Annotated in this window: 19 protein-coding genes and 1 pseudogene; 8 read left to right on the top strand and 12 right to left on the bottom strand. The window is 61.2% G+C overall.

Features of this window, described 5'->3' with window-relative positions:
* Positions 1 to 10: 10 nt before the first annotated feature.
* The 3 genes from GT756_RS07170 to GT756_RS07160 are packed head-to-tail and all read left to right on the top strand — an operon-like array spanning position 11 to position 4,848.
* The gene (locus tag GT756_RS07170) at positions 11 to 2,536 is read left to right on the top strand and encodes a fimbrial biogenesis outer membrane usher protein (RefSeq protein ID WP_160124631.1); all 2,526 of its coding nucleotides are present in this window, start codon (positions 11 to 13) and stop codon (positions 2,534 to 2,536) included.
* Positions 2,526 to 4,169, top strand: coding sequence for a fimbrial adhesin EcpD (gene ecpD, locus GT756_RS07165; protein WP_004204915.1), 1,644 nt, complete (start codon positions 2,526 to 2,528; stop codon positions 4,167 to 4,169). The genes GT756_RS07170 and ecpD overlap by 11 nt, the downstream gene beginning before the upstream one ends.
* Positions 4,138 to 4,848, top strand: coding sequence for a fimbria/pilus periplasmic chaperone (locus GT756_RS07160; RefSeq protein ID WP_032455613.1), 711 nt, complete (start codon positions 4,138 to 4,140; stop codon positions 4,846 to 4,848). The genes ecpD and GT756_RS07160 overlap by 32 nt, the downstream gene beginning before the upstream one ends.
* Before the next feature lie 3 nt (positions 4,849 to 4,851).
* Here the strand turns inward: GT756_RS07160 and GT756_RS07155 are convergent, their stop codons facing one another.
* From GT756_RS07155 to GT756_RS07140, 4 genes are read right to left on the bottom strand one after another with little or no spacing between them, the layout of a single operon-like run.
* Positions 4,852 to 5,541, bottom strand: coding sequence for an amino acid ABC transporter permease (locus tag GT756_RS07155; RefSeq protein WP_017900979.1), 690 nt, complete (start codon positions 5,539 to 5,541; stop codon positions 4,852 to 4,854).
* Positions 5,531 to 6,283 carry an amino acid ABC transporter permease gene (locus GT756_RS07150; RefSeq protein ID WP_017900980.1) on the bottom strand — a complete coding sequence of 251 codons (753 nt, stop codon included), beginning with the start codon at positions 6,281 to 6,283 and terminating at the stop codon, positions 5,531 to 5,533. Before GT756_RS07150 ends, GT756_RS07155 begins: the two co-directional genes overlap by 11 nt.
* Positions 6,280 to 7,098, bottom strand: a complete 819-nt coding sequence (locus GT756_RS07145) for an amino acid ABC transporter ATP-binding protein (RefSeq protein ID WP_004204909.1) — start codon at positions 7,096 to 7,098, stop codon at positions 6,280 to 6,282. The genes GT756_RS07150 and GT756_RS07145 overlap by 4 nt, the downstream gene beginning before the upstream one ends.
* A 1-nt stretch (position 7,099) precedes the next feature.
* Complete coding sequence (locus GT756_RS07140) at positions 7,100 to 7,909, bottom strand: ABC transporter substrate-binding protein (RefSeq protein WP_002890106.1); 810 nt, start codon at positions 7,907 to 7,909, stop codon at positions 7,100 to 7,102.
* 757 nt (positions 7,910 to 8,666) lie between these two features.
* Between GT756_RS07140 and GT756_RS07135 the strand changes: the two genes are divergently transcribed.
* On the top strand, positions 8,667 to 8,843 hold the full coding sequence (locus tag GT756_RS07135; protein ID WP_012542732.1) for a hypothetical protein: 177 nt from the start codon (positions 8,667 to 8,669) through the stop codon (positions 8,841 to 8,843).
* Positions 8,844 to 8,959: 116 nt separating this feature from the next.
* Here GT756_RS07135 and GT756_RS07130 read toward each other — a convergent pair whose 3' ends face one another.
* The 5 genes from GT756_RS07130 to GT756_RS07110 are packed head-to-tail and all read right to left on the bottom strand — an operon-like array spanning position 8,960 to position 13,491.
* Positions 8,960 to 9,655, bottom strand: a complete 696-nt coding sequence (locus GT756_RS07130; RefSeq protein WP_004204908.1) for an ABC transporter ATP-binding protein — start codon at positions 9,653 to 9,655, stop codon at positions 8,960 to 8,962.
* Entirely contained in the window at positions 9,648 to 10,430 is a 783-nt protein-coding gene (locus GT756_RS07125; protein WP_017900983.1) for an ABC transporter ATP-binding protein, read from the bottom strand. Before GT756_RS07125 ends, GT756_RS07130 begins: the two co-directional genes overlap by 8 nt.
* Positions 10,417 to 11,466 (bottom strand): branched-chain amino acid ABC transporter permease, encoded by a 1,050-nt coding sequence (locus GT756_RS07120; RefSeq protein WP_002890127.1) that lies wholly within the window; start codon positions 11,464 to 11,466, stop codon positions 10,417 to 10,419. The genes GT756_RS07125 and GT756_RS07120 overlap by 14 nt, the downstream gene beginning before the upstream one ends.
* Entirely contained in the window at positions 11,466 to 12,365 is a 900-nt protein-coding gene (locus GT756_RS07115) for a branched-chain amino acid ABC transporter permease (RefSeq protein WP_002890128.1), read from the bottom strand. The genes GT756_RS07120 and GT756_RS07115 overlap by 1 nt, the downstream gene beginning before the upstream one ends.
* Before the next feature lie 19 nt (positions 12,366 to 12,384).
* Positions 12,385 to 13,491 carry an ABC transporter substrate-binding protein gene (locus tag GT756_RS07110; RefSeq protein ID WP_004147267.1) on the bottom strand — a complete coding sequence of 369 codons (1,107 nt, stop codon included), beginning with the start codon at positions 13,489 to 13,491 and terminating at the stop codon, positions 12,385 to 12,387.
* On the opposite strand from GT756_RS07110, the pseudogene GT756_RS25805 reads away from it, so the two are divergent.
* Positions 13,484 to 13,588: pseudogene (locus tag GT756_RS25805) on the top strand (hypothetical protein); the annotation flags it as partial. The gene GT756_RS07110 and the pseudogene GT756_RS25805 sit on opposite strands and share 8 nt — an antisense overlap.
* A 465-nt stretch (positions 13,589 to 14,053) precedes the next feature.
* Here the strand turns inward: GT756_RS25805 and eutC are convergent.
* Genes eutC through eat form a run of 3 tightly spaced genes read right to left on the bottom strand, consistent with a single transcriptional unit; the run spans position 14,054 to position 17,604 of the window.
* Positions 14,054 to 14,830 carry an ethanolamine ammonia-lyase subunit EutC gene (gene eutC, locus GT756_RS07105; RefSeq protein ID WP_160124630.1) on the bottom strand — a complete coding sequence of 259 codons (777 nt, stop codon included), beginning with the start codon at positions 14,828 to 14,830 and terminating at the stop codon, positions 14,054 to 14,056.
* Complete coding sequence (locus GT756_RS07100) at positions 14,827 to 16,215, bottom strand: ethanolamine ammonia-lyase subunit EutB (protein WP_004204902.1); 1,389 nt, start codon at positions 16,213 to 16,215, stop codon at positions 14,827 to 14,829. The genes eutC and GT756_RS07100 overlap by 4 nt, the downstream gene beginning before the upstream one ends.
* A gap of 9 nt (positions 16,216 to 16,224) precedes the next feature.
* Positions 16,225 to 17,604: an ethanolamine permease gene (eat, locus tag GT756_RS07095; RefSeq protein WP_064177997.1), complete on the bottom strand. Its 1,380-nt coding sequence runs from the start codon at positions 17,602 to 17,604 to the stop codon at positions 16,225 to 16,227.
* 62 nt (positions 17,605 to 17,666) lie between these two features.
* On the opposite strand from eat, the gene GT756_RS25800 reads away from it, so the two are divergent.
* The 3 genes from GT756_RS25800 (at position 17,667) to mmuM (ending at position 20,206) form a co-directional block, all read left to right on the top strand.
* On the top strand, positions 17,667 to 17,795 hold the full coding sequence (locus tag GT756_RS25800) for a hypothetical protein (RefSeq protein WP_162489163.1): 129 nt from the start codon (positions 17,667 to 17,669) through the stop codon (positions 17,793 to 17,795).
* Positions 17,796 to 17,877: 82 nt separating this feature from the next.
* Entirely contained in the window at positions 17,878 to 19,287 is a 1,410-nt protein-coding gene (mmuP, locus tag GT756_RS07090) for an S-methylmethionine permease (RefSeq protein WP_004204899.1), read from the top strand.
* Positions 19,274 to 20,206: a homocysteine S-methyltransferase gene (mmuM, locus tag GT756_RS07085; RefSeq protein ID WP_017898951.1), complete on the top strand. Its 933-nt coding sequence runs from the start codon at positions 19,274 to 19,276 to the stop codon at positions 20,204 to 20,206. Before mmuP ends, mmuM begins: the two co-directional genes overlap by 14 nt.
* Positions 20,207 to 20,351 lie beyond the last annotated feature (145 nt).

Genomic DNA, 20,351 nt, shown 5'->3' with positions numbered 1-20,351 from the left:
GATAACGACGATGCCTCTACAACGGATTTCCCCAGGACTGAAAACGCGGCTTGCCTTCGGCATGTTTTTTTTGTTCGTTCAGCCCGACGCCAGTGCGGCGGCCCCAGGCGCGCAGCAGATTGGCGGGGTGATTATTCCGCAGGCCTTCAGCCAGGCGCTGCAGGACGGCATGAGCGTTCCTCTTTATATTCATCTTGCCGGCAGCCAGGACACCCGGGACGATCAGCGGATCGGCAGCGCCTTTATCTGGCTGGACGGCGGCCAGCTGCGCGTTCGGCAGATCCGGCTGGAGGACAATGAGGGTAACGCCAGCGTCAGCGAACAGACCCGACAGCAGCTGATCGGCCTCGCCAACGCCCCGTTCAGCGAGGCGCTCACCATTACTCTGACCGACAGCGCGCAGCTGGATCTCAGCCTGCGTCAGCTGCTGCTGCAGCTGGTGGTCAAGCGCGAGGCGCTGGGCACCGTGCTGCGCTCGCGCAGCGAAGACATCGGCCAGTCGAGCGTCAACGCCCTGAGCAGCAACCTGAGCTATAACCTCGGCGTCTATAACAACCAGATGCGCAACGGCGGAAGCAACACCTCCAGCTACCTGTCGCTGAACAACGTCACGGCGCTGCGTGAGCATCACGTGGTGCTCGACGGCTCGCTGTACGGCATCGGCAGTGGTCAGCAGGACAGTGAATTATATAAAGCCATGTATGAACGCGATTTCGCTGGCCACCGCTTTGCCGGCGGGATGCTTGACACCTGGAACCTGCAGTCTCTGGGACCGATGACCGCTATTTCGGCGGGCAAGATTTACGGCCTTTCCTGGGGGAACCAGGCCAGCTCCACCGTCTTCGACAACAGCCAGTCCGCCACGCCGGTGATTGCCTTTTTACCGGCGGCGGGCGAGGTGCATCTCACCCGCGACGGCCGGTTGCTGAGCGTCCAGAACTTCGCCATGGGCAACCATGAAGTGGATACCCGCGGCCTGCCATACGGTATTTACGACGTGGAAGTGGAGGTGATCGTCAACGGGCGGGTGGTCAGCAAACGCACCCAGCGGGTCAATAAGCTGTTCAGCCGGGGACGCGGCGCCGGCGCGCCGCTGGCGTGGCAGGTATGGGGCGGCAGTTTTCATATGGATCGCTGGTCGGAGAGCGGAAAAAAGACCCGGCCGGCGAAAGAGAGCTGGCTGGCGGGCCTCTCGGCCTCCGGGTCGCTCAGCACCCTGAGCTGGGCGGCAACGGGCTATGGCTACGACAACCAGGCGGTGGGAGAAACTCGCCTGACGCTGCCGCTGGGCGAGGCGATCAACGTTAACCTGCAAAACATGCTGGCCAGCGACAGCTCGTGGAGCAGCGTCGGCAGCATCAGCGCCACGTTGCCGGGGGGCTTTAGTTCAGTGTGGGTCAACCAGGAGAGAACCCACATTGGCGATCAATTGCGGCGCAGCGATGCCGATAACCGGGCGATCGGCGGCACCCTCAACCTGAACGCGCTGTGGTCGAAGCTGGGGACGTTCAGCGTGAGCTACAACGATGATCGCCGCTACAACAGCCATTACTACACCGCGGATTACTATCAGACGGTCTACAGCGGCGCCTTTGGCTCGCTCGGCCTGAGGGCGGGGATCCAGCGCTATAACAATGGCGACAGCAGCGCCAACACCGGGAAATATATCGCCCTCGATCTGTCGCTGCCGCTGGGCAACTGGTTCAGCGCCGGGATGACCCATCAGAACGGCTACACCATGGCTAACCTCTCAGCGCGTAAACAGTTTGATGAAGGCACCATTCGCACCATCGGCGCCAATCTGTCGCGCGCCATCTCCGGCGATACCGGGGATGACAAAACCCTCAGCGGCGGGGCGTATGCCCAGTTCGACGCCCGCTACGCCAGCGGCACGCTGAACGTCAACAGCGCAGCGGACGGCTACGTCAACACCAACCTCACCGCCAGCGGCAGCGTCGGCTGGCAGGGCAAAAATATCGCCGCCAGCGGACGAACCGACGGCAACGCCGGGGTGATCTTCAACACCGGGCTGGAGGACGATGGTCAAATCAGCGCCAGGGTCAACGGGCGGATCTTCCCGCTCAGCGGTAAGCGTAACTATCTGCCGCTCTCCCCTTATGGCCGCTATGAGGTGGAGCTGCAGAACAGCAAAAACTCGCTCGACAGTTACGACATCGTCAGCGGGCGCAAGAGTCATCTGACCCTCTATCCCGGCAACGTGGCGGTGATTGAGCCAGAGGTGAAGCAGATGGTCACCGTCTCCGGTCGTATTCGGGCGGAAGACGGCACGCTGCTGGCGAATGCGCGGATTAACAACCATATCGGCCGTACCCGCACCGATGAAAACGGCGAGTTTGTTATGGATGTGGATAAGAAATACCCCACGATCGATTTCAGCTACGGCGGCAATAAAACCTGCGAAGTGGCACTGGAGCTCAGCCAGGCGCGCGGCGCCGTGTGGGTGGGGGATGTGGTTTGCAGCGGCCTCTCGTCGTGGGTGGCGGTGCAGCAGACAGGAGAAGAGAATGAAAGTTAACCCATTAATCGCCCTGGCGATCCTCGCGCTGCTCTGGCCGGCGGCTGCGCTCAGGGCGGCGGTGACCAAGACCACCTGGTCGGATGCGCCGGCGCGCGAGTTTGTGTTTGTGGAAAACAACTCCGACGACAACTTTTTCGTCACTCCCGGCGGGGCGCTGGATCCGCGCATGACCGGCGCCAACCGCTGGACCGGCTTAAAATACACCGGCTCCGGGACCATCTATCAGCAGAGTCTCGGCTATATCGATAACGGCTACAACACCGGGCTCAATGCCAACTGGAAGTTTGATATGTGGCTGGAAAACTCGCCGGTTTCGCACCCCTTAACCGGCCTGCGCTGCATCAACTGGTACGCCGGGTGCGATATGGCCACCAGCCTGATCCTGCCGCAGACCACTGACGCCAGCGGGTTCTATGGCGCGACGGTGACCAGCGGCGGCGCGAAGTGGATGCACGGTATGATGTCGGACGCGTTTTATCAGTATCTGCAACAGATGCCGGTCGGCGGCAGCTTCACGATGACCATCAATGCCTGCCAGACCTCGGTGAACTACGACGCCAGCAGCGGCGCGCGCTGTAAGGATCAGGCCTCCGGCAACTGGTATGTGCGCAACGTCACCCACACCAAAGCCGCGAACCTGCGGTTGATAAACACCCACTCGCTGGCGGAGGTGTTTATCAACAGCGATGGCGTGCCAACCCTTGGGGAAGGGAACGCCGACTGCCGGACGCAGACCATCGGCAGCCGTTCAGGATTAAGCTGTAAGATGGTCAATTATACCTTGCAGACCAATGGGTTAAGCAATACGTCGATCCATATTTTCCCGGCGATCGCCAACTCGTCGCTGGCCTCGGCCGTCGGGGCGTATGATATGCAGTTCAGCCTCAACGGCAGCTCATGGAAGCCGGTGAGCAATACCGCCTATTACTACACCTTCAACGAGATGAAGAGCTCAGATGCGATCTATGTGTTCTTCTCCAGCAACTTCTTTAAGCAGATGGTGAATCTCGGGATCAGCGATATCAATACCAAGGATCTGTTCAACTTTCGCTTCCAGAACACCACCTCGCCGGAGTCAGGCTGGTATGAGTTTTCCACCTCCAATACGCTGATTATCAAGCCCCGTGATTTCAGCATCAGCATTATCTCTGACGAATATACCTCGGCGCCGTCGCGGGAGGGGTATGTCGGCAGTGGTGAACCGGCGCTCGATTTCGGCTACATCGTCACCACCAGCGGTAAAACGGCCGCCGACGAAGTGCTGATCAAAGTGACCGGACCGGCACAGGTGATTGGTGGGCGCTCCTACTGTCTCTTCAGCTCCGATGACGGTACGGCGAAAGTGCCGTTCCCGGCGACGCTCTCTTTTATCACCCGCAGCGGCGCGACGCAGACCTACGACGCCGGGTGCGATGACAGCTGGCGGGATATGACCGATGCGCTGTGGCTGACCACGCCGTGGACCGATATCTCCGGCGAAGTGGGGCAGATGGATAAGACCACGGTGAAATTTTCGATTCCGATGGATAACGCCATTTCGCTGCGGACGGTAGACGATAACGGCTGGTTTGGCGAAGTCAGCGCTTCAGGAGAGATTCATGTCCAGGCGACGTGGCGCAACATTAACTAAGGCCCTGCTGACGCTGGGCTGCCTGCTGGCGGCGCCGCTGGCGCAGGCGATCTCGGTCGGCAATCTGACCTTTTCCCTGCCGGCTGAAGCGGATTTCGCCAGCAAACGGGTGGTCAATAACAATAAAAGCGCGCGGCTGTACCGCATCACCGTCAGCGCCATCGACCGCCCTGGCGGCAGCGAAGTGCGCTCCCGGCCGGTGGATGGCGAACTGCTGTTCGCCCCCCGCCAGCTGGCGCTGCAGGCCGGGGAGAGCGAATATTTCAAATTTTATTATCATGGGCCGCGGGATAACCGCGAGCGCTACTATCGGGTCTCGTTTCGTGAAATTCCCACCCGTAACCTGACGAGGCGCAGCCCGACCGGCGGCGAAGTCAGCATGGAGCCGGTGGTGGTGATGGATACCATTCTGGTGGTGCGCCCGCGCGAGGTGCAGTTTAAATGGTCTTTCGATAAGGCGGCCGGGACGGTGAGCAACACCGGCAATACCTGGTTTAAGCTGCTGATTAAACCCGGGTGCGATTCGACCGAAGAGGAGGGCGACGCGTGGTATCTGCGTCCCGGGGACGTGGTTCGCCAGCCGGCATTGCGCCAGCCGGGGAACCACTATCTGGTCTATAACGACAAATTTATTAAGATCAGCGATACCTGTCCGCTGAAGCCCCGCCCCGCGGAGTGAGCCTTATCCGGCGGTCGCGCGGCGGGTAAAACGCCGGCTGGCCAGCAGGCTCAGACCGCAGCACAGCAGGTAGTACACCGCGCCGGTGAAGACGAAGATCGCCAGGGGATAGATTTGCACCCGGTTGTTGACCTGGCCGGCCACGGTGGTCAGCTCCGGGACGTTGACGATAAACGCCAGCGAAGTGTCCTTCAGCAGGCCGATAAAGATCCCCACCAGCGACGGCTGAACGTTGCGCAGCGCCTGCGGGAGTAGCACCAGGCGCAGCGTTTGCCCGGGGGCGAACCCCTGGGTCAGCGCCGCCTCATACTGTCCTTTCGGCAGCGACTGCAGCCCGGCCAGCACCGAATGCATCACCGAGGCGGCGGTAAACCACGCCAGCGCCAGGGTCACGGTCACCGCGCCGGGCAGATCGCCGCCGGTCAGCATCGGCAGCAGATACCACAGCCAGAAGATGACAAATATCAGCGGGATGCCGCGGATAATTTCCGCCCACAGGAACAGCAGACGTCGCGTCAGCCCGCCGTAGCGCCAGGCCAGGCCCGCCAGCGCAATGCCTCCCGGCAGCGCCAGCAGGGTGGCGCCGATGGCCATCAGCAGGGTCAGGGCCACGCCGCCGGGCTGGCCCTCCGCCAGCCGGCCCCACAGCAGGTAATCAAGATTATCGGCGATCACCGCCAGATTAGCGTTCATGTTGGGCGCTCCGTTGCAGTTTTCTTCCCGGGCCGAGACGCGTTAGCGCCACGCCCATCGCCACCCCCAGCGCCAGATACAGCGCGGTGCCGACGGCAAACGCCTCCAGGGCGTGCGCGTTATAGCTCTCAATCTGCCGCACCTGATAAGTCAGTTCCGCAAAGCCGATGCCGCTGGCCAGCGATGAGAGTTTCATCAGGTTGAGATACTGGCCGACAATCGGCTGCCAGGCGTTGGCCAGTCCCTGCGGCAGGAGGATAAAGCGCAGCTCCTGCCATGGGGTAAAGCCCTGCGACAGCGCGGCTTCCCGCTGCCCGTGGCTGACGGCGCGCAGTCCGGAGGCGATCTCTTCCACCAGAAAGGCAGAGGTAAAGACCCCCAGCCCCCACATCGAGCAGAGGAACTCCGGCGTCAGCCACCAGACGTTGCCCGGCAGAATGGACCAGGCGTGCTCGTCGTTTACCACGTCCTTCACCGCCAGCGGCAGCAGGTTCCAGGCGGCAAAGTACCAGAACAGCAGCTGGACCAGCAGCGGAGTATTGCGAAACAGCGAGACCCACGCGGCCACCAGCCCGCGCCCCACGCGGCCGCCGCCGAGACGCAGGGCCAGCAGCAGGACCGCCAGCGCAGTGGCGAGCAGGATCCCGGCGACGCTGACCCAGACGGTGGTGAGAAAACCAGAGATAATCCATTGCAACGGCTGTCCGCTCAGGACGCCGTGCCAGTCAAGCATCGGCGTCACTCGAGGCTCTCCTGGTGCAGCGGATCCAGCACCTTCTGCAGAAAACGCCGCGCGCGGGCATGCTGCGGATGGGCGAAAAACTCAGCCGGCGGGGCGACCTCGAGAATGTCGCCGCCGTCGATAAACACCACCCGGTCGGCAATTTCGCGGGCAAACTGCATCTCGTGGGTCACCACCAGCATGGTGATCCCACTGTGGGCGAGGTTTTTCATCACCTGCAGCACTTCGCCGATCATCTCCGGGTCGAGGGCCGAGGTGGGCTCGTCGAACAGGATAATCTGCGGCGAGGAGGCCAGAGCGCGGGCGATGGCCACCCGCTGCTGCTGGCCGCCGGAGAGCTGCGCCGGCATCTGCTGCGCTTTCTCCTCCAGCCCGACCTGGCGCAGCAGCGCCAGCGCCCGCTCCTGAGCCGCGCTTTTTCCCCAGCCGTGGACGCGCTCCAGCGCCAGCGTGATGTTCTCCTGCGCCGTCAGGTGGGCGTAAAGGTTGAACTGCTGGAAGACAAAGCCGACGCGGCTACGCAGCTGGCGCAAGGCGCTGCCGCTCAGCCGGCTGGTGGGTTTACCGTCGATCAGGATCTCGCCGCCGCTTAAGGATTCGAGCTGGTTGATCAAGCGGATCAGCGTCGATTTTCCCGATCCGGAAGGACCGAGGATCGCCACCACTTCGCCGGGCTCGACCTGCAGGTTGATAGCGTTAAGCACCTGATGATCGCCGTAGCGCTTGGCCACCTCACGAAAGGTAATGCTGGCGCGCTGCAGACGTGAAAAATCCGCGGCCGGGGCCGCGGAGTGGGAGAATAAACCCGAGAACATATTATTTCGCTTCTATGGTAAAGGCGCGCGGCTGCGGCGTTTTAGTGGCAGGGCCAAACCAGACATCGTAAATTTTCGCGGCTTCGCCGGTTTTCTCCAGCTTCACCAGCTCATCGTTGACGGCTTTCAGCAGGGCCGGTTCGCCTTTCTTCACGCCCACGCCAATCTCTTCTTTGCTGAGCAGATCGGGCAGAATTTTAAACTTGGCTTTATCCGGCGCTTCCGCCAACAGACCGGCAAGGATAGTGCTGTCCTGGGTGATGGCCTGGACGTTGCCGTTGCGCAGGGCGGTCAGGGCCAGCGGAATATCGTCATAGGAGAGGACGCGAGCCTGCGGGAAACGCTGGTGCAGGGCCTGTTCGCCGGTGGTGCCTTTCACCGCGCCGATGCGCGCTTTGCTGTACTCATCAAGCTTATCCGGAGAACCGGCCGGCACGAGGAACTGCTGGCCGGTGACGAAATACGGCGTTGAGAAATCAATAACCTGGGCCCGCTCCGGGGTGATGGTAATGTCGGCGACGATCAGGTCGGCTTTGCCGGACTGCAGCAGCGGAATACGGTTGGCCGGGTTAGTGGCCACCAGCTCGAGTTTGACGCCGAGCGCTTTCGCCAGCGCCTGGGCAAAGTCGACGTCGTAGCCGACGATATGGTGGGTTTTGGCGTCTACGGAGCCGAACGGCGGGTTGGCGTCAAAGGTGGCGACTTTCACGACGCCAGCAGCTTTGATGTCAGCCAGCTGGTCGGCCTGCGCCTGCGAGGCGAGCAGCAGCATACCCAGCGCCAGTGCGATTTTTGTGGTTTTGTTGCGCATAGTTTTTCCCCTGAATCCCTGTTTTGTTTTGTGGACATCACGCTCCCATAAATTGCCCATCGGCGGCAAAGAAGAAAAAATTCTTATCTATAACCAAAAAGAACTTAACAAACCTGTGGGTATTCTTTATGCGCTGGTAGCGTTTTACCGGCGCAGTCACGAGTGCCGGGCGGTCCTCTTTCCCTCCGGAGAGAGGGTGAGGGTGAGGGATAGGGGTAATTTTCCGTTCACTTTGCGTTTGCGAGAAAATGGTGGTTCTTTGCCGGTGAACGGGTAAAGGGGGAGAAACCGTCTCCCCCTTTACAATCCCCCCGGTCCCGCAGAGAAATCGGTGCTGCGCACTACGCTCACCTCCCGGTCATCAGCCTGCGGTCGGCTCAACTCGACGTCATGTCTCGAATCGCCTCTGGCCGCCGTCCATGGCGGCCAGCCCTTGTCTGCCGACCTCCGGTTCGCCGATTTCAGCGGGAATCGGGCCCGCTGCACGCCCGTAGGTTTCAGGAGCCATTTCATAGCTATCAGAACATATCCGTTAAAAATGGTATGTGCCTTTCCCTGTGGCCCCGCGGTGTATAGCGGTGCGGCAACGATTGCCGGGCGGCCCTCTCTCCCTCCGGAGAGAGGGTGAGGGAGAGGGGAAAAGCACCGGGGGTAATATGCGCCAGCCAGGATTGCAAATTCGGAATTAATATTTCCCGCGCCCGGCCAACTGTGGTTGAAATAGACCCAGGCGATACGCTTCCCGACAGAGGAGAAAATGAAAGTGGCATTGTGGCAACGGTTAACGGGCTGGCTGGCTTTTTTGTCCAACGGTGAAGCCGGACAGCAAGATACCCAACGCGTCATGGAGGCGATCCTGCCGGTGGCCAGCCTTTACGGCGTGGACATTGGCAACGTGGAAACCCGGTGGTTCCGTCATGATAAGACATACTGAGCGCCGCAGGACGCGAGAAGCCTACTGGAACGAGGTGTGCTTTGTGTAGCAAGAGACTGCCTGAGGTTGCGGCCTCGCAGGAGGCGCCGCCGCAGCCCAGGCAGTTTTGACCATGCCTATCCCCCCAGATACATCCGCTTAATTTCCGGATTAGTCAGCATCTCCCGCGCCGCGCCTGACAAGGTGATCCGGCCATTCTCCAGGACATACGCCCGATCGGCGATCGCCAGCGCGGCCGTCGCATTCTGCTCCACCAGCAGCACCGTCATATTCTCTTCGCGCAGTTGCTTAATGATGCCGAACAGCTCGCCGACAATTTTCGGCGCCAGTCCGAGGCTCGGTTCATCCAGCATCAATAACACCGGCTCGCTCATCAGCGCCCGGGCGATGGCCAGCATCTGCTGCTCGCCGCCGCTCATGGTGCCAGCCATCTGATGGCGCCGCTCCTTGAGCCGTGGAAAGAGGGCGTACATGCGATCGCGCAGGCGGGTGTAGCCGGCGAGATTATTGTAAGCGCCCATGCGCAGGTTCTCTTCGATGGTCAGGTTGGTAAAGACCCGGCGTCCCTCCGGCACCAGCGCAAGCCCGCGGCGCACGATCTGGTGGGTCTGGCTGCGCGAGATATCGTCGTTAAGGAAGCTGACGCGCCCGCTGGAGCGCACCAGGTTGACGATCCCGTTCAGGGTGGAGGTTTTACCGGCGCCATTGCTACCGATCAGGGTGACGATCTCCCGGTCATAGACGTCGATATCGACGCCCTTCAGCCCCTGGATCACGCCGTAAAAAACCTTCAGTTCCCGGGCGTTAAGCATAATTGGCTTCTCCCAGATAAGCGGAAATGACGTCCGGATGCTGGATCGCCTCGGCCATCAGGCCGCTGAACAATGGCTTACCATACTCCAGGACCATCACCCGTTCGCACAGGCGGTTGACGAAGGGCATATCGTGCTCGATTAACAGGACGCTGAGCTGATAGTCATGGCGCATGCGGAAGATCAGCTCCGCCAGATCCTCGGTCTCCTTTGGGTTCATCCCGGCAGCCGGCTCATCGAGCAGCAGCAGCTTCGGCGCGGTGGCCAGCGCGCGGGCGATCTCCACTTTGCGCTGGTTGCCATAGCTCAGGTTCGTGGCCTGCATATGGGCGAAGTGGGCGATGCCGATATCCTCCAGAATGGCCATCGCTTTGGCCTTCGCCGCCCGCTCGGCCGGAAAGTAGCGGCCAATGTGCAGGGCCGCCTCCAGCAACGAATAGCGGCTGGCCCGGTCGAGCCCGACCATCACATTCTCCAGCACCGTCATAGAGTTAAACAGCCGGATATTCTGGAAGGTGCGAGCGATCCCGGCGTTCACCACCTGGTTGGGCTTCAGCCCCTTCAGCGAGGCGCCCGCGAGGGTGACGCTGCCGCTGGTGGGCTTATAGTTGGCGGTGATGACGTTAAACAGGGTGGTCTTACCCGCGCCGTTCGGGCCGATAAGGCCAAAGATCTCCGCCTCGTCAACATGGAAGCTGACGTTGTCGATGGCCCGCAGGCCGCCAAACTGCATGGTGACGTCCTGCACCTGCAGGATGATTTTATTTTCCGCCATAGCCGCCGCTCCTTCTTCCGGTCTGCCAAATCTCTTTTTTCCCCAGCAGCCCTTCGCGGGCGAAGAGCATGATAATCAGCAGCAGCAGGGAGAAGACCACCATTCTCAGGCCCGGATAGGCGCCGAGATCGTGACCGAAGAACTGCAGCGGCTGGTCGAGAAAGCGCAGCCACTCGCCGCTGCCGACCACCAGCACGGTGCCGAGCAGGGCGCCGGTGGTGCTGCCGAGTCCGCCGAGGACGATAATAATCAGCAGCTGGAAGGTGAGCATAAAGTCGAACAGCCCCGGGGAGATGGTGGTCAGCAGGGAAGCCAGCAGACCGCCGCCGATCCCTTCGAAGAAGGCGCTGGTGGCGAAGGCGCAGGTTTTAATGCGGAAGGTGTTGACCCCCATGGCGATCGCCGCATCTTCGTCGTCGCGAATAGCTTTCATCATCCGACCATACTTCGACCACACCAGCTGAAGGATCATGCCGGTGGCCAGCAGGGCGAACAGCCCGCACCAGAACAGAAGATGCGGCTGCTGCGGAATATCGTTCAGCCCGATGGCGCCGTTGGTGATTTGCGGGTTGTTAATGGCGAGGATCTTGATGATAAACCCGAAGCCGAGGGTGACGATGGCCAGGTAGTCGCCCCGCACCCGGAAGACCGGTACGGCGAGGCACACCGCCAGCGCCGCCGCGCACAGGCCGCTTATCAGCAGGGCGGGGAGGAAACCCGCGTGCAGGCTGAGGATCCACGGGCTGGGGGCGGCCATTTCAAACATGTCTACCTTGCTGTCGCTGGAGAGGATCAGCAGGGCGGTGACGTAGGCGCCCACCGCCACGAAGCCGTTCGGCTCCAGCGACAGCTGGCCGGTCACGCCGTTGATCAGGTTGTAGCTGACCGCGAGGATCATAAAGATAAAAATGGTGCTGATGACGCGAACAATGTAGTCATTGAAAACCACGTTGATTCCGGCCAGCAGCGCGATACAGATGACAATAATGGCCAGGTTGCGCAGCTGCGCCCCGGCGGTCGTCGTCGCGTTGAGCATCAGAAACGGCTCCTTTCCAGACGTTCGTCGCCCATAATGCCGACCGGGCGGAACAAGAGGACCAGAATCAAGAACAGGAAGGCGAAAGCATCTTTATAGCCGCCCAGTTCGGGGAAGATCGCCACCGCGACCACTTCGGTAAAACCGAGGATAAAGCCGCCCAGCACCGCGCCGGTGACGCTGCCGATCCCGCCGAGCACGGCGGCGGCAAAGGCCTTCAGGCCGATAAGCACGCCCATCAGGGGATCGATCGTTGGGTAGCTGATGGAGTAGAACACGCCGCCGAGCGCCGCGAGGCTACTGCCGAGGGCGAAGACCAGGGAGATGATCCGGTTGGCGTCAATGCCCATCAGGCGCACGGTGTTGACGTCAAAGGCCACCGCGCGGATCGCCATCCCATAGCGGGTGCGGTACAGCAGCCAGAGGATCGCCAGCAGCAGCAGGACGGTGATCAGCGGCACAATCCACGCCACGTTGGTAATGATGACGCTGCCAAAGGCCCGGGTCTGGTTGAAAAAGTCCGGGGCGGAGAAGAAGCGCGAGCTGCCGCCGAACAGCACGTTAAACAGGTTTTCGAGGAAGAAGCTGACGCCGATGGCGGTGATCAGCATGGAGATTTTCGAGGCCTGACGCAGCGGACGATAGGCAACCCGGTCAATCAGCATACCAAACAGGCCGCACAGCCCGAGGGTCAGGAAAACGGCTACCCCGAAGGGTAGCCCAACCGAAGAAAATAAAAACAGCGTACTAAACGCGCCGACCATCATCACGTCCGCATGGGCGAAGTTGATCAGCCGCAGCACGCCATAAACCATCGTATAACCGATGGCAATCAGGGCGTACATGCCCCCAAGACTCATTCCATTGACCACTTGCTGGAGAAAAATGGCGCCGTCCATTTTGTAGCCTCGTCACAACTTAAGGGTTAACCACGGTACGAAACGCCAGCTTGCCATCTTTCACTTCGTTGATGACCGCGCTGCGAATGGCATCGCCGTTCTGTAAGGTCAGCGTGCCGGTCACGCCCTGGAAATCTTTGGTGGCGCGGATTTTTTCATTTACGCAGACCCGATCGTGGGGATCGCTGCACTGGTTCATGGCGTTGACGATGACGTTATAGGCATCCGCCGCCATTGCGCCCCAGGTATGGGTCGGCTGCTGGTATTTGGCTTCCCAGGCTTTGATGAAGGTTTCCCCCGCCGGGGTCTGCTCTTTGGCGTTCGGCGAGTAATAATCGGTGGTCATATAGCCGTTGACCGCGTCTTTACCGACATCGAAGAAGACCTGATCCGCGGCCAGACCATCGCCGCCCACCACCGGTTTGTTGAGCCCCAGCTGTTTAGACTGCACGGCAATCAGCGCCCCTTCGGTGTAGTAGATCGGCATATAAATCATGTCGACATTCTTCGCCTTGACGCTCGCCAGCTGGGCTTTAAAGTCCTTGCTGCCGCCCGGGGCCTGGACCTCGATGGGAATGGTGCCGCCGTTTTTCAGGAACTGGGTGCGGAACGCTTTCGCCAGGCCGACGGAGTAATCGTTGCTGCTGTCAAACACGATGGCGGCGGTTTTGGCTTTCAGATCGCGGGAGGCCAGATTGGCCCCGACCACCCCCTGGAAGCTGTCCGAGAAGCAGACCCGGCTGACGTAGGGATGGTTGCGGGTGACCCGGTCGTTGGTGGCGGTGGAGGAGACCAGCGGCGTTTTGCTGTCATCGGCGATCTTGGTCATCGCCAGGGTGTTGGAGGAGGTGACTTCCCCGATAACGGCATCCACTTTATCGCTGGAGACCAGGCGCTGCATGGCGTTGGCCGCTTCGACTTTGTCGCTTTTATCATCGATAACGATAAGCTTGATGGTATCGCCATTTTTTAACGTCGGGGTGATGGCCTGAATAATGTCCAGACCTTTCTGCGACGGCTGGCCATAGCCGCTGAGGGCGCCGCTCAGGGGTAATACCACCCCGATTTTAATTTCCGCTGCCTGCGCGCTGCTGGCGCCGACCAGCGCGGCAACCAGCGTGGCCATTAAAGACGCTTTCCCGGAAAACGATTTCATGGGTATTTCTCCGTCGGTCGATTATTTATCTTTAACCATCAATGACTGCATAACATTGAGAAATAATTAGCCAGCGTGTCCGGCGAATTATTGGCTGTTATGTTGAATAGATAACGAGATATATACCCTAAATAATTCGAGTCGCATGAAGGCGGCAAGTGAGCGAATCCCCAGGCGCTTACAGAAGTAAGTGACTGACAGCCAACGCACATGCAACTTGAAGTATGACGGGTATTTTTAATGCGCTGAATTACCTTACAACGTCCGTTTCGTTTTTACTCATGCAATATTCTTATTACCTGCAGGCAAGGGCATAAGGCTGGCGACCACACGGTTTTTGATACGGTGAACGCATTTTGCCGGGGGGCGACAGGTGCCTTCCCCGGCCTGAAAACACGCAATATACCGGTTAAACGGTTTTCGTCCGCCCGCGCAAGCGAAGCGCCGCCGGGAAATTTCAGCGTGCACCCGAATATAATATTCAGGTGCGCCCGGTAATATTAACAATCTATTCTTCGGCTCACGTGACTTATTATTTTAAAGGGGGCAACGGTTTTATTTTCCCATGCAGCGCCGGATTATCGCTTTCATCTTTCAGGCGCACGCCGGTAAGCCGTCGTAAAAAAGCCTGCTCCAGCAGCCAGGCCAGTTTAAAGGCGGCGGCGTCATGGCTCAGTCCTTCCGGGCGAATATTGGAGATACAGTTGCGCTCCGACTCCAGCCGCTGCCAATGCGGCTGCCAGGTGAGGTAGACGCCGAGGCTGTCCGGCGAGGAGAGACCCGGTCGTTCGCCAATCAGGATCGCCACCGCGCGGGCTTTCAGGGTTTCGCCAATATCATCCCCCAGCGCCACCCGTGACTGATGGGCCAGCACCACCGGCGCCAGGCCGATACCCAGCGTCTGCAGGTAGGGCAGCAGGGCGCGGATCAACGGCACCGCCTGGCGCTCTACCGCCCATGAAGAGAGGCCGTCGCCGATCACCAGCAGCAGGTCGGCGGGGCGGACGCCGCTGGCGGCGAGGTCGGCGCGGCTTTCGTCGGCAAGCTGCCTTCCGAGATCCGGACGCCGCAGATAGGTGTGACGGTCCGGCGCGGCGCTGTGCACCGTCAGAGCGTCGAGGCCGAGCGCCGCCAGCGGCGCCACCAGCTGCTGGCTGGCGAACGGCTGATGAATAGCATCCCGCGCTCTGGCGTGGGCCAGACCAAAGTTGAGGACTTCGCGGGTCGGCAGGCTGGCGCCGCTGCGCCCCAGGGCAATCCGCGCATCGGTAAATTCACGCAGCGGGTTCCAGGCGTCGGGACGGTTCATACGGAGGCTCCTTGCGGCAGGACGGACAGCAGCGGATGACGGGCGTCGGTGAGCCGCAGCGCGCCGTGCGGATCGATAATCTGCATCTTCGCCAGCCAGTCGGCGAACTCCGGGGCATGCTTTAAGCCCAGCAGACGACGGGCGTACAGCGCGTCATGGAACGAGGTGCTCTGGTAATTGAGCATGATATCGTCCGCTCCGGGCACGCCGATCAGGAAGGTGAGCCCGGCGGCGCACAGCAGGGTCAGCAGGGTGTCCATATCATCCTGATCCGCTTCCGCGTGGTTGGTATAGCAGACGTCGCAGCCGATCGGCAGGCCCATCAGCTTGCCGCAGAAGTGATCTTCCAGCCCGGCGCGAATAATCTGCTTGCCGTCGTAGAGATACTCCGGACCGATAAAGCCGACCACCGTATTGACCAGCAGCGGTTCAAAGTGGCGGGCGACGGCGTAGGCCCGCGCCTCGCAGGTCTGTTGGTCGACGCCGTGGTGGGCGTTGGCCGACAGGCAGCTCCCCTGCCCGGTCTCAAAATACATCACATTGTTGCCGAGGGTACCGCGACCGAGGCTGAGGGCCGCTTCGCGGGCCTCCTGCAGCATGGCAAGATTGATGCCGAAGCCGCTGTTGGCCGCTTCGGTTCCCGCCACCGACTGAAACACCAGATCCACCGGCGCGCCGCGCTCAATCAGCTGCAGCGTATTGGTGACGTGGGTCAAAATGCAGGACTGGGTGGGAATGGCGAAGCGCTGGATAATATCGTCCAGCATCACGTTCAACTGCGCCAGCACCGGTAAGCTGTCGCTGGCCGGGTTGATGCCGATCACCGCGTCCCCGGCGCCGTACAGCAGCCCGTCGAGCATACTGGCGGCAATGCCTTTCAGGTCATCGGTGGGATGGTTGGGCTGCAGGCGCACGCTGAGGTGGCCGGGCAGGCCGATGGTGTTGCGAAAGCGCGTCACCACCTGACATTTGCTGGCGGCGAGGATCAGATCCTGATTGCGCATCAGCTTGCTTACCGCCGCCGCCATCTCCGGGGTGATAGCGCGGGCGACCCGCTGCAGCGTGGCGGTATCGGTGGCATCGTCCAGCAGCCAGTCGCGGAAATCGCCGACCGTCAGGTGACGCAGGGCGGCAAAGCCCTGCGCATCGTGGGTGTCGATGATCAGGCGGGTCACTTCGTCCTGCTCGTAAGGGATAAGCGGATTGTCGAGGATGTCGGTCAGCGGCACCTCGGCGAGGGTCATTTTCGCCGCCATCCGCTCTTCGGCTGAGTGGGCGATAACCCCCGCCAGGGCGTCGCCGGAGCGGGCCGGCGACGCTTTCGCCATCAGCGTTTTCAGACTATCAAAGCGCCATACCTGGCCCGATAGCGTGGTTTTATACATGCCGCCTCCTCAGGAGACCGTTCGCAGTTGAGGATCCACTGGCGCCCGTTCACGGGCCGCTGCGGTTTTGCGGAACCACAGGTAGCCGCCGAGCATCATCGCCGCGAAAATCAGCGCCAGCAGCAGGTTATACCAAACCATCGCCACCAGGCAGAGCACCGCCATGCCGAGGGCAAAGGCCGGCGCCAGCGGGTAGAGCGGCGCGCGGAACGGACGGATCAGCTTCGGCTCGCTACGGCGCAGTTTGAACAGCGCCGCCATGGAAGTGATATACATAACAATAGCCCCAAATACCGACATGGTGACGATGCAGGCGGTTAGCGGCATGCCGCTGATGGTGATCAGCGAGTCGGAAAAAATCGCGGCGATGCCCACCACGCCGCCGGCGAGGATCGCCAGATGCGGAGTGCGGGTGCGGCGATTGAGGGTGGCCAGACCGGCGGGCAGATAGCCGGCGCGGGCGAGGGAGTAGATCTGCCGCGAGTAGCCCATAATGATGCCGTGGAAGGAGGCGACGAGGCCAAACAGCCCCAGCCACACCAGCATATGCAGCCAGCCGCTGCCATTGCCCACGACCGTCTTCATCGCCTGGGGCAGCGGATCGTTAATATTGGACAGCGCGCGCCAGTCGCCGACGCCGCCGGCGAAGACCATCACCCCAATCGCCAGCACCGTCAGCGTCAGAATGCCGCCGCCCAGGGCGCGGGGAATGGTGCGCTGCGGATCTTTGGCCTCTTCGGCGGCCATGGAAGCCCCCTCAATGGCGAGGAAGAACCAGATAGCGAACGGAATGGCGGCGAACATACCCGGCAGCGCCAGGCCGCTAAAGCTTTCCGCGCCCGCCCAGCCGTTAGTGGTGAAATGGCTCCAGGAGAAGCCGGGGGCGACTACGCCCATAAACACCAGCAGCTCGAAGATGGCCAGCAGGGTGACGATCAGCTCGAAGGTGGCGGCGATGCCGACGCCGAGGATATTGAGCGCCATAAAGATCACGTAGGCGCCGCAGGCGACCCATTTCGGATCCAGCGCCGGAAACTGCACGTTGAGGTAGGCGCCGATGGCCATGGCGATGGCCGGCGGGGCGAAGACGAATTCAATCAGAGTGGCAAAACCGGCGATAAAGCCGCCGGTGGGCCCGAAGGCGCGGTAGGCATAGGCGAAAGGGCCGCCAGCGTGCGGGATGGCAGTGGTCAGCTCGGTAAAGCTGAAAATAAAGGCGCAGTACATGGCGGCGACCGCGAGGGCGACGACCATAAACCCCATCGTGCCCGCCTGCGACCAGCCGTAGCTCCAGCCGAAGTACTCCCCGGATATCACCAGTCCGACGGCGATCCCCCATAAACGAAAACTGCCGAGCGTTCTTTTTAAGGTGGTGGTGTGCTCTGTCATACGTGTTGCCTCGCCAGATAGAAAGGTTCTGAACGACAGGCTGCAAAGAGAGTGCCAGAACGTTGTCCGTCGCGATGAGGCGCCAGTTCGGGGAGCGCCGGTCGGCGCTGCGCAAAAATGGGGCAGGCTGCACGCTGTCGGCGCGCGACCTGGTGCAGCGGCTTTGCTTTTTCAGCGGCGGCACGGTATAACACTTCTTCTTTTGGATGTTTAGATGTCTATACGTTTATACGCATCATGACCCGGGCAAGCGGGCTGGCGTGAGAAAATAAAATGCAAAGCACAACACAACAACAAGGTGGGCAACTGAAGCGCACCATGAAAACGCGTCATCTGATCATGCTGTCGCTCGGCGGCGTGATTGGCACCGGCCTGTTCTTTAATACCGGCTATATCATCTCCACCACCGGCGCGGCCGGGACGCTGCTGGCGTATCTGATTGGCGCCCTGGTGGTCTGGCTGGTGATGCAGTGCCTCGGCGAACTGTCGGTAGCGATGCCGGAGACCGGCGCTTTCCACGTTTACGCGGCGCGTTACCTTGGCCCGGCGACGGGCTATACCGTGGCGTGGCTCTACTGGCTGACGTGGACGGTGGCGCTGGGTTCGAGCTTTACCGCCGCCGGCTTCTGTATGCAGTATTGGTTCCCGCAGGTGCCGGTCTGGATCTGGTGCGTGGTGTTCTGCGCGGTGATCTTCGGTCTTAACATCATTTCGACCCGCTTCTTCGCCGAAGGCGAGTTCTGGTTCTCGCTGGTGAAAGTGATCACCATCATCGCGTTTATTATTCTCGGCGGCGCGGCCATTTTCGGCATCATTCCGATGCAGGATGGCTCCCCGGCGCCGGGCCTGCGCAATATCACCGCCGAAGGCTGGTTCCCGCACGGCGGCCTGCCGATCCTGATGACCATGGTGGCGGTGAACTTCGCCTTCTCCGGGACGGAGCTTATCGGCATTGCCGCCGGGGAGACGGAAAACCCGCATAAGGTTATTCCGGTCGCCATCCGCACCACCATCGCCCGGCTGATTATTTTCTTTATCGGCACCGTATTTGTGCTGGCGGCGCTGATCCCGATGCAGCAGGCGGGGGTGGAGAAAAGCCCCTTCGTGCTGGTGTTTGAAAAGGTGGGTATCCCTTACGCGGCGGATATTTTCAACTTCGTGATCCTGACGGCGATCCTCTCGGCGGCCAACTCCGGCCTGTACGCTTCCGGGCGGATGCTCTGGTCGCTGTCGAACGAGAAGACGCTGCCGGCCTGCTTTGCCAAAGTCAATAAACGGGGCGTGCCGGTGACCGCGCTGTCGGTGAGTATGCTGGGCGGCGTGCTGGCGCTGTTCTCCAGCGTGGTGGCGCCCGACACGGTGTTTGTGGCGCTGTCGGCGATCTCCGGTTTTGCGGTGGTGGCGGTGTGGTTGAGCATCTGCGCCTCGCACTTTATGTTCCGCCGCCGCCATCTGCAGCAGGGTAAGGCGCTGAGCGACCTGCAATATCGCGCCCCCTGGTATCCAGTGGTGCCGATTCTGGGCTTTGTGCTGTGCCTGGTGGCCTGCGTGGGCCTTGCTTTTGACCCGAGCCAGAGAATTGCGCTGTGGTGCGGGATCCCCTTTGTGGCCCTGTGCTATGGTGCCTGGTATCTTACTCGTTCACGGAAAATGACTCAGGAGCCCCAACATGTCGCAGACTAATCCGTTTACCGCCCTGCTTGCCGCCCAGCCTTTCGTGCTGCTGGACGGCGCTATGGCCACCGAGCTGGAGGCACGCGGCTGCGATCTGGCTGACAGCCTGTGGTCGGCGAAAGTGCTGCTGGAGAACCCGCAGCTGATCCGCGATGTGCATCTCGACTACTTTCGCGCCGGGGCGCAGGTGGCGATCACCGCCAGCTATCAGGCCACCCCGGCGGGTTTTGCCGCACGCGGGCTGGATGACGCGCAGTCCCGGGCGCTGATCGGCAAAAGCGTCGAGCTGGCGCGCAAAGCGCGCGAGGCGTACCTCGCCGAGAACCCGCAGGCCGGCACGCTGCTGGTCGCCGGTTCGGTGGGGCCGTATGGCGCGTTTCTTGCCGACGGCTCGGAGTATCGCGGCGATTATCAGCGCAGCGCGGCAGAGTTCCAGGCCTTCCACCGCCCGCGCGTCGAAGCGCTGCTGGATGCGGGCGCCGACCTGCTGGCCTGTGAAACCCTGCCGTCATTCGCCGAGATCCAGGCCCTGGCGGCCCTGCTGCAGGAGTATCCCCGCGCTCGCGCCTGGTACTCTTTCACGCTGCGCGACGCCGAACATCTCAGCGACGGCACGCCGCTGCGCGAGGTGATGGCCGCCCTGGCGGATAACCCGCAGGTGGTGGCGGTGGGGATCAACTGTATCGCGCTGGAAAATACGCCCGCGGCGCTGGCGCATTTGCACAGCCTGACGGCGCTGCCGCTGGTGGTCTATCCTAACTCCGGCGAGCATTATGATGCGGTGAGCAAGACCTGGCACCATCATGGCGAAGCCTGCGCCAGCCTGGCGGATTATCTGCCGCAGTGGCTGGCGGCCGGGGCGAAGCTGATCGGCGGCTGCTGCCGCACCACGCCGAAGGATATTGCTGAGCTTAACGCGAAGCGCTGAGTTTTTTGCCGGGTGGCGCTGCGCTTACCCGGCCTAAACCTTGCGCGATCCGTAGGGCGGGCAAGGCGCAGCCGCCACCCGGCGCCAACCATCTGCCACCAACCAATCGCTCAAAATCAACTATCCTTTCCCGCTTTTGTTCTAA

It is taken from the genome of Klebsiella sp. Q2 (assembly GCF_009900705.1).
Lineage (GTDB): Bacteria > Pseudomonadota > Gammaproteobacteria > Enterobacterales > Enterobacteriaceae > Klebsiella > Klebsiella quasipneumoniae.
Note: the sequence above shows the minus strand (reverse complement) of the source record. Positions and strands in the feature narration are given on the sequence as shown.